We start from the raw sequence: 14,733 nt of genomic DNA, 5'->3' as shown, positions 1-14,733 counted from the left end.
TCTGTCAAATTCTCTAACTCGTTGATTCGCTGATGAGCAGACCAAATAAAAAGCCCTGTTATGGTTTGTAACCATAACAGGGCACGTGATGCCGGGAGTATATTTTTATTTCGGCGCCAAAACGGCTGACTCATTGATCAGTTTCCAACCCGTTCCGACGGCGAGTACATCTTCAGCCAGCGCCACCAGCGGATCAGGCAAATCTTTATCGTGTGTAAGCCACTGACGCAAATAAAAAAAAGCAAATGAACCAATCGTAGCACCTATGGCTCCCAGAGTGGCCCCATACGTAGCGTCATGCCCATCGGCCTCGGTTAGCGCGGCTCCCGACAAAGCGCCCGACGCAATACGTCCCCATACCTGAGGCTGGGCAATTCGGTCGGGTGCATTCGGTAATTTGTCCCCGACTAGTTCGCCACCGGCCATAATACCCAAAACCGTTGTGGCCGCTGGCGCTGCCAGAAAATGAAGCTTAGAGTCGGTTGGCAGACTGGCTTTCAGATGGGATAATTTATAACTGACAAGAGCCGGAGCGGTCATACTACGCATTCCGGCCACCAGACCAATCTGAAAAGCTTTAAAAGCAGTTTGAATCATAACGTTTTCGTTGAAGTATATCAGTTGAACTGCGGTTGTATCGGTTTGTTTTATTTGCCAATTAGCCAGAAGCAGAGAAGAAACAACGCCGGTCAATTTATTAGTGCAGAGTACGGCACTACCATTAAATCATAGATTTTCAGGCTATTAAAGGACTCAGCAAAATGTATCTGAACCCTTTTTAATTTTTTCTTAATTTTTTCCACAAAAAAGAAATCCAAAATCCGCTGCTTACCGTAAATGCATCAGAAAGGTTTCAGATAGTTGTTCGTTCTGATGCACTTCTAATGCCATCAATTGAAATCGTCAAGCCAGTAATGGTTTTTCTATAAAAGCTCTAATAGGGAGGCCGGGAAACCGGCAGGGTGATGCGAAAGGCATCGGAGATTTTCTCCGGTGCCTTTTTTGGTCTTTTTCATCCGACTATTTTTTTGTTGTTTGCGTTTGAATCTGCCCGCGTCGGCTCACAACCTCATATGAAGTTCCTCCGCATTTTTCTGAAAATTCTACTCGGTCTCGTTGTTATTATCCTGCTGTTTCTGGCTGTTAGTCTGGCCCCTGTTGACGATACGCCTTACCAGCAAATGCCGTATTATGAGCAAACGAAGCAACGCCTGGCTCAGCTCCCCGCTTCACCAGCTCCCAAAACTACCATTCAAGCTGGCTGGGCGAAAGAAAGTATTACGCCTTCGTTCACAACGCCAACGGGTGGCTACGGCGCACGGCGCGGTAAACACTGGCACGTAATCAGCGATTCTATTTTCGCTCGCGCCATCGTTCTCAACAATGGCAGTAGCCAAGTAGCCATTGTTGGTTTAGATCTGCTTATTACGCCACCGACCGTTGAAGAAGCACTGAAAAAACGTTTGCCCGAAGTGGGATTGCGCTGGGAGAATGTCTACATGGGCGCTATTCATTCGCATAATAGCCTGGGAGGCTGGGCACCGGGCCTGGTCGGTCAATTGATTGCTGGCGAGTACAATGAGAAAATCGTTACGCTTATTACCGATGGTGTACTTAATGCCATTCGAAAAGCGCAAGCCAACGTAGCGCCTGTAAAAATCGGCTATGGACAGGTAGACGCCACCGACCATATTTACAACCGGATCAGATCGTCGGGACCAACCGGCCCGCTCGATGGAATGATCCGTCTGATAAAATTCCAGAAGAGTCAGGGCGAATCAGCGCTGCTTTGCTCATTTGCGGGTCATGCCACACTCTTCGACGATGACAAATGGAATTACCTCAGCCGCGACTATCCGGGTTCGCTGGTTGATCGGCTGGAGAAAAAATCGGCTGACTTCGCCGTATTCATGGCTGGTTCTGTGGGTAGCACAGGACCCGAAGCGCGCGGCAAAACCGACTTTCAGGAAGTTCGAAACTACGCGGGAGACCTGGCACTACGTATCGAACGTACCGTACCGCAAATCCAGCTAAAACCTGACAGTACGTTAAAAATCCTGACCTTACCGCTGGAGCTTCGCGAACCACATCCGCGTGTTATTGGCAACTGGCGTGTTCGTCCCTGGCTGTTCTACACCATTTACGGAGATTATCCATCTGACCTGAAAGCGCTACGGATCGGCAATACCGTTATGATCGGTACTCCCTGCGATTTTTCGGGCGAACTGTCAGCCGAAATGCAGCCATTAGCCAAAAAGAAAGGCGTCAACCTGATGATTACCAGTTTCGATGGCGGCTACATTGGCTACGTAACCCCCGACAAATACTACAATCGTCCTCATTACGAAACCCGCGACATGAACTGGTTTGGTCCATACAACGGCGCCTATTTTGAAGAAATGATGACCGGATTATTAGATAAACTATAGCCTTATCTGCCGACACGTTTACCTCCATCAATCCGACAAACCAATGCATTTTACTCTTGATGACATAAAGAAACGGGTAGATCAGTTAGCGCTGATAATAAACGCACCATCCGATTTATTGCCGACTTATGGCTATTCCAGAGACTCCGCCTACCCACATGTAGAGGTTGATAGTTCCGGTCATATGCACTACGTAGTTGTTGAGCGGGGGCAGGAACTTGAACGCAAAACAACCGACCAACTAAACGATTTACTTTACTGGATTTTTACCGACGTAACGTTTTCGATGGCGAACGATTTTGAAATGAAGAACCGAATTGAAAGCCAGGATTTCAGACGCATATTGTTTAAAAAGCAGGAAGAATTACTGGGCATATTAAGTGAAGAATGGCAACAAAAAGAAAGGGATGCTCACGAAAAAATTCTAATAAATCATCCTTTTACCGATTAAAAGGATTGGAAACGAATTAGAGTAGAAAAAACATTAGCTGGCCAAAATAGCATGATTCTCCGCTTAAGCGTACTACTTACGGCACTGATGAGTTTCCTGGGGGTTACACTCCCCGATGAACCATCCGCCGTTATTCGGGTAAATCTACTGGGATATCGTCCCGGCAGTCCAAAAGTTGCGGTATGGGGTAGCCAGGACGAGCGAACACTTTCGGAGTTTGAACTCGTTGACGAACAGACGAATGCGGTTGTCCAACAGCTTCCGGTCGGCAAAGCATTTGGGGCTTACGGACCTTTCCGACAAACGTACCGACTCGATTTTTCGGCAATCCGAAAACCGGGCAGGTACTACGTTCGCACTGCTGATGGTACGCGCTCGCCTGGTTTTCAGATTGCCGAAGATGTGTACAAAGGCGCGGCTGATTTCTGTTTGCGGTACATGCGTCAGCAACGTAGCGGTTATAATCCATTCCTGAAAGATTCCTGCCATACGCACGACGGTTACACGATGTACGGCCCCATGCCCGACAGCACGCACGTCGACGTAACAGGCGGCTGGCACGACGCAACCGATTACCTGCAATACGTAACGACCTCAGCGAATGCGACTTACCATTTGTTGGCCGCCTTTCGAGATTTCCCGACTACTTTCGTCGACCAGCATCAGGCGAATGGGCTGGACGGTGCGAACGGTCGACCCGACGTACTGGACGAAGCCAGGTGGGGGCTCGACTGGCTGCTAAAAATGCACCCCACCGACGACTGGCTGTTTAACCAGATTGCCGACGACCGAGACCATGCCGGGTTTCGTTTGCCCAAGGAAGATCCATTCTACGGCAAAGGATTTGAACGTCCGGTTTATTTCGCTACGGGACAACCTCAGGGCCTTTTCAAGTACAAAAACCGGGCGACGGGCGTAGCATCCACAGCCGGAAAAGTCAGCAGCGCGCTTGCCCTTGGTTATCAATTGATGCGTCGTCGGCCGGCTAACGAAACCGATCAGCGTTACGTTGATTTGCTTCGAAAACGCTCACAAACGGCGTATCAACTCGGTTTACAAAAACCGGGAAATTGTCAGACAGCACCTGGCCGGGCGCCTTACTTCTACGAGGAAGACAATTACAGCGACGATATGGAGCTGGCCTCCGTTGAGCAGTGGAACGTAGCGGGCGGAGTGAATAAGCGGACTGCTACGTTGTTAACTTCGGCGATGAATTACGCCCGTCAGGAACCCGTTACGCCCTGGATTCTGAACGATACGGCCCGGCATTATCAGTGGTATCCATTCGTGAACATCGGTCATGCTGAGCTGGCAAAAAACCTGACCGGGGGCCAGCGGAAAACGGTTACAGATTTCTATAAAACAGGTATTGCCACGATCTGGAAACGTGCCCAGACAAATGCGTTTTACCGGGGCGTACCGTTCATCTGGTGCAGCAACAACCTCACTACGTCGTTTACCACGCAATGCTTCTGGTATCGGCAGCTTACCGGCGACAAACAATATCTGGCTTTTGAACAAGCGAACTTCGACTGGCTTTTCGGTTGCAATCCATGGGGCACCAGCTTTGTATATGGGCTTCCCGCTGCTGGCGATACGCCCGTTGATCCGCATTCATCGTTTACACACTTAAAGAATTATCCACTTGATGGCGCGCTGGTCGATGGTCCGATACGAAGCAGTATTTATAGAAACCTGCTCGGTATCGAACTTCACAAGCCCGACGACTACGCGGCTTTTCAAAGCAACGTAGCTGTTTATCATGACGACTACGGCGACTACAGTACTAACGAACCCACAATGGACGGTACGGCTACGCTAATCTATTTGCTGGCCGCCAAGCACGCCGAGCAGATGACATCTCAACAGAATGCTACGTCTCCGAAAAGGCTCAATCGGCCCGTTAAGAAACCCATGCAATCCAGACACACAGAAGTAAAATCAACGTATTTCAAAGGTGCTATAATTAGGGGGGACACAACCCGTAAACGACTGTCGCTGGTTTTCACCGGAGACGAATTTGCCGATGGAGGCTCAACAATAGTCCGGACGTTGCGAAAGCATAAGGTTCGGGCTTCGTTTTTTCTGACGGGTCGCTTTCTGCGAAATCCGGCTTTCACATCCTTGATTCAGCAACTGGTTCGGGCGGGTCATTACGTAGGTCCTCACTCCGACCAGCATTTGTTGTATTGCGACTGGGTAAAGCGAGATAGTTTGCTTGTCAGTCGTGAGCAGTTTATACAGGATTTGCGCGCCAACTACGTAGCGTTGAATCGGTACGGACAACGTAACAAAATCCGGCTGTTTTTACCGCCCTACGAGTGGTATAACGATAGTATTGCCGCCTGGACAAAAGCCGAAGGTATTCAGTTGATTAACTACACGCCCGGTACGTTAAGCCATGCAGATTACACAACACCTACCGATCGCAACTACCGTAGCAGTAACACCATTCTACAATCCATTTACCAGTACCAGTCTAAGCACTCAGCCGGATTAAACGGCTTTATTTTACTAATGCACATCGGAATGGCCTCTGATCGTACCGATAAACTTTATGACCAACTGGACCATTTGCTGGCCAACCTTCAGCAGAAATCGTATCAATTCGTTGTTGTTGATACGTTGTAACAGTCCTTTGGAAATCTGAGTGATGCAGTTCGCCTATTCATACAAAAAAGCAGACCAGCAAAGCCAGACTGCTTTATCCTATCTCTTATAAAATTGATTGTATCGGCACTATCATTTCAGCAGAACCATTAACGATAGCTTATTGACGTTGCCAATGCAATGACGACACGTAGCCAAATGAGTATAAATTTAGTACGTATTGCCTGACAAATTTGAAAGCAGGCTTCTGGTTAACCAAACGGATACGAGCCAAAGCCTGTTTTTGAGGGCCGAAAGTCAAATTTTAAGGGTCAGGAAATTGCCTCTGGTACTGAGTTGTTTATTTACCGAGCCACTTTTTAAAATCGTTCAGACGATCGGGGCTGACGAGTACTTCATGCCGGGAAGAAGGATACAGCGTCAGGCTTAGCTTGCCGCCAGCGTACGTATGAATCGATTGGATAGCCGATAAGCTGACCAGGTAGGCCCGATTGACGCGAAAGAACTGATAAGGATTAAGTAAGTTCGTTAGTTTATCCAGGCTGTATTCAACCACCATATTTTGTCCATCCTGCGTGGTCAGGTAGGTGGTTTTCTCTTCATAAAAAAAGTAGGCGATTTGATCCACGCCGACACTTTTAATCTTTGTGCCAATCGTAACCATGAACCGATCTTTGTAAGAGGCCTGGCCTGGAGAATCCTGCCAGTTTAGTAGCGTTGACCATTTTGAAGGAGCCATCATGTTGGCGTACTGTTTTTGCCGGGTCCATTTGAACTTGTCAATGGCGGCCGCCAGCTCATTTTCATCAATTGGTTTAAGCAAATAGTCGATGCTGTTCGCTTTAAAAGCCTGAATGGCGTAGGAATCGTAAGCTGTCGTGAAAATGACCGGAATGGTCAATTTCGCTTTCTCGATTAAACCAAACGCGCTGCCGTCTTCCAGGTGAATATCCATAAATACCAAATCCGGTTGGGTAGCCGGTGTCTGATCGCGGAACCACTCGATAGCTTCCGCTACGGAGGACAGAAAAGCCACAACCTTTATCGAAGAATCATAATCCACTAAGAGTATTTCCAGGCGATGGGCGGAGAGCGATTCGTCTTCTAAAATGGCTACATTCATATTAAAAGGGGAATGCTGACAATGAAGGTATTATCCTCGCGAGTAACCAGTACCGGACGGTCGGTAAGTAGTCGATAGCGATTAGTTATATTAGCAAGGCCGATTCCTGTGGATTTTTCGGTAAACGTTTTATCAGCCAGACGATACTGAATTGGGTTACTGACCAACAGATAATTACCCTGAATGGCCAACGTAACGATCAGGGGTTGCTTCCGCAACATCTGGTTATGTTTGACCGCATTTTCCATCAGGAGCTGCAGGGTTAAAGGGGCAATATTATAGCGGAGGGATTCATCCTCTGAAATTCTGTTGACCAGTTGAAATTTACCGTCAAATCGGATATTGAGTAAAAAACAATAGGCATCCAGAAATTCCAGTTCCGTTTTCAGATTGATACGTTCGGAATCCCGCTGCTCCAGAATATAACGGTAAACTCTGGAGAGGTGATTAATAAAACGAATGGACAATTTAGGGTTGACATCTACAAGGGACGACAGAATACTAAGGCTATTAAACAAGAAGTGCGGATTCACCTGATTCTTTAAAGCATCAAATTGCGCCTGAGAAGCCGCCCGTTTTAGCTGTTCGGCGTTTACCTGCAATTGAGCCACAACTTTATCTCTCCGACGATTGGCAGCTAAATAGTACGCCATCAGTAAGGCCATAACAGTCAGCGCAGTAACTGCTTTCCGGCCGCGTTGTCTATTACCAAAACCGTTTCTGAACTCCGCACGATTTGTCTTGTTTTCAATATAAATTACTGTGTTTTCCGGGTCACCGTACGCTTTGCGTGCCCGGTGCAGAAACTCAAAAAAAGCCCAGTCGAAGCTAAATGATAGTACGCCCGCAATCAGCAAAGTGGCTAACTGAACCGTAAATTTGCTATCCAGTTGAAAAAGCCTTCCCGAATGGCCATATAACCGATTCTCCAACCATTCAGTAAGGCTGAGCCAGAAGGTGAAAAGTGCAATAGTGATGGGAATTTCCGATAGCCAGATGAATCCCCAAAAAGGTCTGATCGACCCGATATCGAAGGAATTTAAGTTAATATAAAAGCGAAGTGGCCAGTAAATGGCAAATACAGTAGCTGCCAGCCGGATTTTCTGAGGTAGGGTTAGGTTTATGTTATCGGATACCTCCATAAAAATTGACCGTCAGCCAGGCCAATAGCTCAAGTAATTTAGTTAATCCAGGCTATCACAAATATAGGTAGGGCGTAGTGTTGACGACCTTAATGGATACCCTCTTGTCTTAAACAATCGATCAGCAACGTAGCACCAAAACTTTAGGATTAAAAGCGGGTTGATATATAGTAAAGCGCCGACATTCGGCAGCCTCACTTACTCAACAAACGGTTATGCGCTCATTCGTCACTTGCTTTGCCCTTTGCCTGTTTGGCACTATTTGCTTCGGCCAGGCCGATTCCTCCAAAACAACACAGCAACCCACCGAAAAACAAATCGCGATTCCTGGCGTCGACACGCCCGTTTCGGGTGGAGGACTTACGGCACAAACGCCCGAAAATCCGGTAGTTATGCCGAAAAACGGCGATAAGAAACGCCGAACACAGCCACCGAGCGATCCGCGATCGTTTGGCGTAGCAGTGCCGCTTGGCAAAACCAAAAAAGACACTACGTTACGCCAATAAGGAAAGTACATGATTGTGTCTTTAGCCAGGTATGGTTCTGCTAACGATAATTAACGGATCGAGAGCGGAAGGTATTTATCAGATCAATAACGTTCTGTTTAAACTGGGGGTAGTGTGATTCCCACGCCATCTGGTCATTACGTGTGGCCAGCTCTTCCTCCGGTATCGTCCAGAAATAATTGTCGTAAACGTAGTCGGAAAACAACCTTACTGATTCCGATTGATAAAGGTCAAGAAGATACGCATCGTCAATCTGGTAAGCATAATCGCTTATCAAATGAATAAAATTCAGGATCTCCCAGCAATCTTCCCGTTTGCAAGCTGAAAGCCAATTAAATTGATCTGAATGAATTTTGGCTACTATAGAGTCAAGGTCATGCGTGTAATTCGATGACGGTTGAATGCTAAGGCAGGCTTTCGCCCAATCCGTTATATTCTGACTATCGAAGAGAGCAGCGTTTGGATTTAAAATGTAATGTAACCCATTAGGTATGCTCTCGAAAACCATTACGTTGTTCGATTGATCCAATAAGATTTTATCGTCTCTGTTATCGGTCGAATCCTCTCCCCAAACGATGTATTTCTCAAGACCGCTGATTCTGATACCAATGAAATATTTCCCGTAAGAGCCAGAAATAGCGTCAAAAATGTCACCGGATTTCATGATTGAACGTCTCTAGTTTGTGGGCTTTTCCGGTACGGGTGCCGATGCGTGAAATTCCTGATAAATCCGGTGCATATAGTTGTCCAGCAAGTTCAGAATACGTTCCCGATCATGCGATTGAACAATCAGCCCCACATGGTATTCACGTTTGATTCGCCAGTTGATTTCCGGTTCGCTAAACACCGACATATCGGGCCATTGCTGCCGGGCCAGCGAGACAATCAACCCCGCATAGCCCGCTTTATCGATGGGTGGTACGTAGTGCTCCCTGCGGGCCATAGCCACTTCAAGTTTAGCCCATTCGCTCCAGAGATTAACACCGGATGCGGCTTCCACCATCTCGGCAATGTGCGCCCCGCCAACCCGTGAGGCTGTTTCCAGGAAATACAATTCGCCATCGTGGTCGCCCCGGATAAATTCAGAATGAGAAGCGCTGTATTTCATCCCAAAGGCCGCCAGGACCTGATCGTTCATCTGCTGCAGCGCTGCTGTTTCGGGCGTATCAAGTGCTAACGTAGCTGTTCGAAACACACCACCACCGTGCGCTACCTCCATGGGTGTTGCCAGGTACTGACTTACCCGCGTAAAAACCGCTTTTCCATCCACCGACAGCGCATCGACGTGATACACTTTCCCCGGCTTGAACTCTTCGATCAGATAATGGTGCCGATTGTCGCCCAGCAGGTGAATGGCCGACCAGGCTTCGTCCAGGGAATGTACTTTTCGGATACCCGTCGCTGACGCTTCAGAGCGAGGTTTAATGAGCCAGGGCGCTTCTGTCTTTTGTAAAAACGACGTAACGGTTTCGTCGTAAAAGAGCGAACTAAAAGTTGGTATGCGAATACCCGCCGAAGCTGCCCGCATACGCATAGCCAGTTTATCGCGAAAATAGCGGGATGTTGTCTGACCCATCCCATCAATACGAAACGTTTCGCGAATAAGCGCCCCTTTCTCCACGTCGAAATCATCCAGAGCTACAACACGGTCAATTTTGCGGGAACGCATCATGTGCGCCAGCCCCAGAATCATTTGCTCCAGATCGCCGGGAGCATTGCTATGCGAGGATAGAAAAAAGAATTCATCAATAGCTTCACGCGGCCAGGCTTCGTTAGCCAGTTTCTGATCCGTCAGCAAATAAACCGTGTTGCCCAACTCCTTGCAGGTACGCATGAAATCGTGCCCTTTAAAAAACGTAGCAATGCATAAAATAGACAACTGACTCATAGTAACGTGTTTTGACGGTTGTATTTTGAATGAATTGTATTTTAACGAAAAAGATACGGCCAAAAGCTCAAACGACGAATTTTCAGGAAGCTAATTCCTGAATTAGCCAGTATTTGACCAAAAAAACGGCTCTATTCTTGTTTAAGATGTCATTCGGGGTTTTAAGAATAAATTAAAAATCTGCAAAGACAGTATTTTTTGACCGTTTAATGGTTTCATTTTCTATTCGTAAGCCCTGTGTCATGCCCTATTTAAGAAATTTTGCCTTATTCTCCTTTTTCTTTCTTGGATTAATCAGTGCGTATGCCCAGAATACGTTTGAGGCAAATTACGACGAATCAAAGGTTCAGCCCTATACGTTACCTGACGTTTTAAAAACTGCCGCGAACCAGAAGGTTCAGAATAAGACGACATGGGAAACGGTGAGACGTCCCGAAATCATCAGGCTTTTTGAAGAAAATGTGTACGGCCAGATGCCTAAATCCTACGACCGGCTCACGTACTCCGTAAAAAATACGAATGCCAGCGCAATGGCCGGTAAGGCAACCCTGAAAGAAGTGCTGATTGAGGTTGTTCATAATAGTAAGCCGGTAAAAATAAATCTCGTTCTTTTTGTACCTAAGAAGCCCCAAAAACCTGTTCCGGGTTTCCTGCTGATCAACAACCGGGGCAAGGACAATACGGACCCGACCCGAGCGCATAAAAGTGACTTCTGGCCAGCCGAGATGGTAATTGACAGCGGTTATGCCGTAGCTGCTTTTCATGTCAGCGATCTGGCCCCTGATGATACGTCGAGATATGTAAACGGGGTACTTCAGCTTTATCCGGAGCAGCTAACCGCCAATAACGGTATGCGCGCCATTGGTGCTTGGGCCTGGGGCGCCAGCCGCGTACTGGATTATTTTGAAAAAGATGCTGACATCGATGCGAAAAAGGTCGCCGTCGTTGGTCACTCGCGGGGCGGTAAAGCATCGTTATGGGCTGCCGCCGAGGACAAACGATTTGCCATGTGTATTACTAATTGCTCAGGTAACACGGGAGCGGCCCTGTCGCGCAGACGGTTTGGCGAAACGATTCGCCGAATAAATACTGTTTTTCCGCACTGGTTTACCAGGAACTACAAAAAATTCAATGATAATGAGGACGCACTACCCGTAGATCAGCATATGCTGATTGCTGCTATCGCGCCAAGACCGCTTTATGCAACAAATGCCTCGAAAGACCTCTGGGCTGATCCTAGAGGAACATTTTTAGCATTAAAGAACGCGGAGAACGCATATGGTTTATACGGCCTTAAATCGAATCTCCCAGCCGAATCACCCGGTATAAATCAACCCATTGTTAACTCCCAAATGGGCTATCACAATAGAGAAGGAGAACATGACCTAACAGCCTACGATTGGAGCAATTTCCTGAAATTTGCCAGAGTCCATTTCAGGAAATGAGCCTTAATGCCTGGTTAACGCACTCACTTACTGCTAACCGAATGTAGCACCAGAGGAAACTATAGTACTACGTTCGATTAATGAACATGGTTTTCTACTGGTTGACCATTGTTTGCAAATACTTGATTAGCAAACGGATACCAAAACCTGTAGCGTTTTTCTGAGAGCCGAATTCGTTGTCGGCAAAGGCCATGCCCGCAATATCCAGATGCGCCCAGGCTGGATGTTTCTCCGTAAAGACTTCCAGAAATTTGGCAGCACTGATAGCTCCGGCAACAGGCTTACCACTGAAATTTTTCAAATCGGCTACGTCCGACTTAATATCCTCGCGGTAAACATCCCAGATGGGCAAACGCCACAATCGCTCACCCGTTTGATTGGCGGCCTGGGTCAAGTGTGTTGCCAGTTCGTCGTTCTGGGTAAACAATCCCGCTGCGTGATAGCCCAAGGCAAGTATAACGTTACCAGTTAGCGTAGCCAGGTCAATCAATACGTCGGGCTGGAAATGGCGCACCATATACCCCAGGCCATCAGCCAGAATCACGCGACCTTCAGCATCAGTATCAATGATTTCAATGGTTTTGCCAATGTATGACGTAACGACATCACCGGGCTTCGTGGAACGTCCGTCAATAGCGTTTTCCGTGGCCGGTACAATTCCAATCAGATGAATAGGCAACTTTAGTTTGGCAGCCACCTCAACCGTCCCCAGCACCGCTGCTGCGCCCCCCATGTCGCTCTTCATCAGATGCATATTGGCCGATTGCTTAATCGACACACCTCCCGTATCGAACGTAACGCCTTTACCAACCAAACCCACTTTAGGCAGATTGGACGTATCGTCTGGTCTGTATTCAGCCATAATAAGCACCGGAGGCACGTCGCTTCCCTGACTCACACTGAGCAAAGCACCCAGCTTCTGGTTTTCCAGTTCTGCTTTGTCGAGTATCGTTACGTTATATCCATACTGTTTACCGGACGCAACGGTCCAATCGGCCAATGTCTGGGGCGTTTTGTAATTCGCAGGTGCATTCATCAAGTCCAGAATTTGTCGCTGCGTCTGCGCTATGGCCTCGGCGCGAGCCAGTCCCTCCTGCGAGGCAGTCAGCTGATCGGCACGTACGTAAAGAGTGAGCTTTCCCGCTTCCGAAAAAAAGGGAGCCGCTTCCGGTTTATCTGTCTGATACAATTTCAGGTCATAGCCTCCCCAGCGAACGCCCAGCACAACGGCTTCTACGACTTCATGATTAAACGCCGACAGATCAATACCGAGTTGCGCGGGCAGCTTTTCTTTCTGATCAAAAAAGAGTTTTCGGAAAGCACGCAGCCAATCCATCTCCTCTGGATCAGCACCTAATCCGAGCAGATACGTTCTGCTCCCATCTGGACTGTACGCAGAGATTACTTCTTTAGCAGCCGCTTTAAAATCGCGTATAAGCACAATCGACGGTACGTTCAGCTTAGAAGCCAGTCCAGTGAGTTGCTCTGTCAGCGTATCGGTTTGCGCAACCGGAATAATCAGGTCGCCTGCAGTGGGCGATTGAGGATTTAACGTAATAATCACAGGAGAAATTGATGTTTAGCTATAACCAACGTATCAAGTAAGCGATAGAGTTCGATACGATTGACGGTTAATAGAATAACCACTCGACCGCTTTTGGAAATTCGCGACTCCAGTGCGCTTCCTGATGAAGTCCGGTTGGATCGACAGACAGATGCACTTCGATAGCATTTCCACCGTATTGTTGTCGTGCCAGAGCCTCCTTGAATCGCTGAATATTGGGAATCATGTAACTCGATTCTTTTTCGCCACCATAGGCGTATATTTTCACGGGCACAGCCGCCTGAAAACGAATAGCGTCGAAGTAGATTTTAGGCGAAATCCACAGTGATGGCGAAAAAACCATCATTCGCCCGAAAACGTCCGGATGCATCAGGCCGGCATAGATACTGATCAGCCCTCCTAACGAGCTACCGCCAATACCCGTATGAGCCGCGTCGGGTAAGGTCCGAAAGTTTTGATCAACCATCGGTTTCAGGGTCCGGCGAATAAAATCCAGATAATACTGTCCTCTACCCGTACCAGCGCGCGTACGTTCCAGCGTAAATTCCCGTATCCGCTCATCATACGCGTGATCAATTGAAACCAGAATCACTTCATGATGATTCCGAGCGGCTAGCAAAGCCATTTTTTGATCGATTTCCCAACTCCCGTAGCCAACGCCCCCACCGAACAAATTCTGTCCGTCGTGCAGATAAAGCACCGGGTAGCGCTTATCGGTATGCGCATAATCGTGAGGAAGCAGCACGTGTACCCGGCGAGTGCGGTCAAGTTTGGGTACTTTAAACGTATCGCCCAGCAGTTCGATTTTAGGCAATAATTCTGGGTTGAATGGCCCCCCAAACCATCGCCAGTGAGGAACATACTCTTGCTTCACACCGGCAGTACGCAGTGCGGTGCGGTTTTCAACGCTTTCGCCCGATGCACTCAGTTCAACATGCTCCCAGCCGCCACGGGTATACTTGTACTCCAATTTTGCGGGCAATTCCAGATCCTCCGGAAACTCATATTCGTATTCTCCGGGGCCGGTTGGCTGCATTCGAAACCTGTCTACATCAGGAAACCAATCACAGAAATTGCCTGAAACAAACACCGGACGATCATCGATAGAAGGTGTTTTTAATTCTAAACGTAAAGACATACGTACAGAATCGGATACCAGGGGAAGTTGGTTCAGATCAGGCAGAAAAAGTTAGTGTAATAAAAGGATTAGGTTAGTCAAACCAGTTTCCACTGTTCAGTGAGGGCCTTAACAATTTTAACTAACTGCTTATAGCTGGCGGGTTTTGTCAGAAATTGGTTAGCGCCTAAGGCCAGACTACGCTGACGGTCGGAGTTATCCGATGACGTTGTCATCATGACGACGGGAAGATGAGCAAAAGCGGACGTATTACGGATCTGAGCAAGAGTTTCAAAACCGTTCTGGCGGGTCATATTGATATCGAGAAGAATCAACCGGGGCAGTCTTTCGCAGTTAACCAGTTTAGGCAAAAGCTGGTCTCCGTCATTAAGCGTCAGTACAGATACCGACTTTTCAATAGCCCCAAAAGCTGATTCGATAAAGATGCGGTCATCGTC

At 47.7% G+C, this 14,733-nt stretch carries 13 protein-coding genes; 5 read left to right on the top strand and 8 right to left on the bottom strand.

Features of this window, described 5'->3' with window-relative positions; genetic code table 11:
- Window positions 1–105 precede the first annotated feature (105 nt).
- Window positions 106–597 (bottom strand): DUF4126 family protein, encoded by a 492-nt coding sequence (locus tag ACOJS8_RS08265; RefSeq protein WP_420148067.1) that lies wholly within the window; start codon window positions 595–597, stop codon window positions 106–108.
- 476 nt (window positions 598–1,073) lie between these two features.
- Between ACOJS8_RS08265 and ACOJS8_RS08260 the strand changes: the two genes are divergently transcribed.
- From ACOJS8_RS08260 to ACOJS8_RS08250, 3 genes are read left to right on the top strand one after another with little or no spacing between them, the layout of a single operon-like run.
- Window positions 1,074–2,429 (top strand): neutral/alkaline non-lysosomal ceramidase N-terminal domain-containing protein, encoded by a 1,356-nt coding sequence (locus ACOJS8_RS08260; protein WP_420148143.1) that lies wholly within the window; start codon window positions 1,074–1,076, stop codon window positions 2,427–2,429.
- Between the two features lie 43 nt (window positions 2,430–2,472).
- Window positions 2,473–2,880 carry an Imm63 family immunity protein gene (locus tag ACOJS8_RS08255; RefSeq protein WP_420148066.1) on the top strand — a complete coding sequence of 136 codons (408 nt, stop codon included), beginning with the start codon at window positions 2,473–2,475 and terminating at the stop codon, window positions 2,878–2,880.
- Between the two features lie 51 nt (window positions 2,881–2,931).
- On the top strand, window positions 2,932–5,511 hold the full coding sequence (locus tag ACOJS8_RS08250; protein WP_420148065.1) for a glycoside hydrolase family 9 protein: 2,580 nt from the start codon (window positions 2,932–2,934) through the stop codon (window positions 5,509–5,511).
- Window positions 5,512–5,830: 319 nt separating this feature from the next.
- Here ACOJS8_RS08250 and ACOJS8_RS08245 read toward each other — a convergent pair whose 3' ends face one another.
- Both ACOJS8_RS08245 and ACOJS8_RS08240 read right to left on the bottom strand, forming a co-directional pair.
- Complete coding sequence (locus tag ACOJS8_RS08245; protein WP_420148064.1) at window positions 5,831–6,613, bottom strand: LytR/AlgR family response regulator transcription factor; 783 nt, start codon at window positions 6,611–6,613, stop codon at window positions 5,831–5,833.
- Window positions 6,610–7,755: a sensor histidine kinase gene (locus ACOJS8_RS08240; protein ID WP_420148063.1), complete on the bottom strand. Its 1,146-nt coding sequence runs from the start codon at window positions 7,753–7,755 to the stop codon at window positions 6,610–6,612. The genes ACOJS8_RS08245 and ACOJS8_RS08240 overlap by 4 nt, the downstream gene beginning before the upstream one ends.
- 215 nt (window positions 7,756–7,970) lie before the next feature.
- Here ACOJS8_RS08240 and ACOJS8_RS08235 point away from each other — a divergent pair, with 215 nt between their 5' ends.
- Window positions 7,971–8,261: a hypothetical protein gene (locus tag ACOJS8_RS08235; RefSeq protein WP_420148062.1), complete on the top strand. Its 291-nt coding sequence runs from the start codon at window positions 7,971–7,973 to the stop codon at window positions 8,259–8,261.
- Window positions 8,262–8,301: 40 nt separating this feature from the next.
- Here ACOJS8_RS08235 and ACOJS8_RS08230 read toward each other — a convergent pair whose 3' ends face one another.
- Window positions 8,302–8,925 carry a hypothetical protein gene (locus ACOJS8_RS08230; RefSeq protein WP_420148061.1) on the bottom strand — a complete coding sequence of 208 codons (624 nt, stop codon included), beginning with the start codon at window positions 8,923–8,925 and terminating at the stop codon, window positions 8,302–8,304.
- Window positions 8,926–8,937: 12 nt separating this feature from the next.
- Complete coding sequence (locus tag ACOJS8_RS08225; protein ID WP_420148060.1) at window positions 8,938–10,149, bottom strand: ATP-grasp domain-containing protein; 1,212 nt, start codon at window positions 10,147–10,149, stop codon at window positions 8,938–8,940.
- Between the two features lie 242 nt (window positions 10,150–10,391).
- Here ACOJS8_RS08225 and ACOJS8_RS08220 point away from each other — a divergent pair, with 242 nt between their 5' ends.
- Window positions 10,392–11,594, top strand: coding sequence for a dienelactone hydrolase family protein (locus ACOJS8_RS08220; protein WP_420148059.1), 1,203 nt, complete (start codon window positions 10,392–10,394; stop codon window positions 11,592–11,594).
- Between the two features lie 94 nt (window positions 11,595–11,688).
- On the opposite strand, the gene ACOJS8_RS08215 is transcribed toward ACOJS8_RS08220, so the two are convergent.
- The 3 genes from ACOJS8_RS08215 to ACOJS8_RS08205 form a co-directional block, all read right to left on the bottom strand.
- Window positions 11,689–13,158, bottom strand: a complete 1,470-nt coding sequence (locus ACOJS8_RS08215) for a leucyl aminopeptidase family protein (RefSeq protein ID WP_420148058.1) — start codon at window positions 13,156–13,158, stop codon at window positions 11,689–11,691.
- 67 nt (window positions 13,159–13,225) lie between these two features.
- Complete coding sequence (locus ACOJS8_RS08210) at window positions 13,226–14,296, bottom strand: alpha/beta hydrolase (RefSeq protein WP_420148057.1); 1,071 nt, start codon at window positions 14,294–14,296, stop codon at window positions 13,226–13,228.
- 77 nt (window positions 14,297–14,373) lie between these two features.
- Window positions 14,374–14,733, bottom strand: a 360-nt coding sequence (locus tag ACOJS8_RS08205; RefSeq protein ID WP_420148056.1) for a response regulator, incomplete at its 5' end; no start/stop codon positions are given.

The organism is Spirosoma sp. (genome assembly GCF_048594605.1).
Lineage (GTDB): Bacteria > Bacteroidota > Bacteroidia > Cytophagales > Spirosomataceae > Spirosoma.
This window is presented reverse-complemented; position numbering and strand designations above follow the sequence as displayed.

Coding starts and splice junctions, on each gene's coding strand:
- ACOJS8_RS08265 (WP_420148067.1), bottom strand. CDS start 597: ATGATTCAAACTGCTTTTAAAGCTTTTCAGATTGGTCTGGTGGCCGGA.
- ACOJS8_RS08260 (WP_420148143.1), top strand. CDS start 1,074: ATGAAGTTCCTCCGCATTTTTCTGAAAATTCTACTCGGTCTCGTTGTT.
- ACOJS8_RS08255 (WP_420148066.1), top strand. CDS start 2,473: ATGCATTTTACTCTTGATGACATAAAGAAACGGGTAGATCAGTTAGCG.
- ACOJS8_RS08250 (WP_420148065.1), top strand. CDS start 2,932: ATGATTCTCCGCTTAAGCGTACTACTTACGGCACTGATGAGTTTCCTG.
- ACOJS8_RS08245 (WP_420148064.1), bottom strand. CDS start 6,613: ATGAATGTAGCCATTTTAGAAGACGAATCGCTCTCCGCCCATCGCCTG.
- ACOJS8_RS08240 (WP_420148063.1), bottom strand. CDS start 7,755: ATGGAGGTATCCGATAACATAAACCTAACCCTACCTCAGAAAATCCGG.
- ACOJS8_RS08235 (WP_420148062.1), top strand. CDS start 7,971: ATGCGCTCATTCGTCACTTGCTTTGCCCTTTGCCTGTTTGGCACTATT.
- ACOJS8_RS08230 (WP_420148061.1), bottom strand. CDS start 8,925: ATGAAATCCGGTGACATTTTTGACGCTATTTCTGGCTCTTACGGGAAA.
- ACOJS8_RS08225 (WP_420148060.1), bottom strand. CDS start 10,149: ATGAGTCAGTTGTCTATTTTATGCATTGCTACGTTTTTTAAAGGGCAC.
- ACOJS8_RS08220 (WP_420148059.1), top strand. CDS start 10,392: ATGCCCTATTTAAGAAATTTTGCCTTATTCTCCTTTTTCTTTCTTGGA.
- ACOJS8_RS08210 (WP_420148057.1), bottom strand. CDS start 14,296: ATGTCTTTACGTTTAGAATTAAAAACACCTTCTATCGATGATCGTCCG.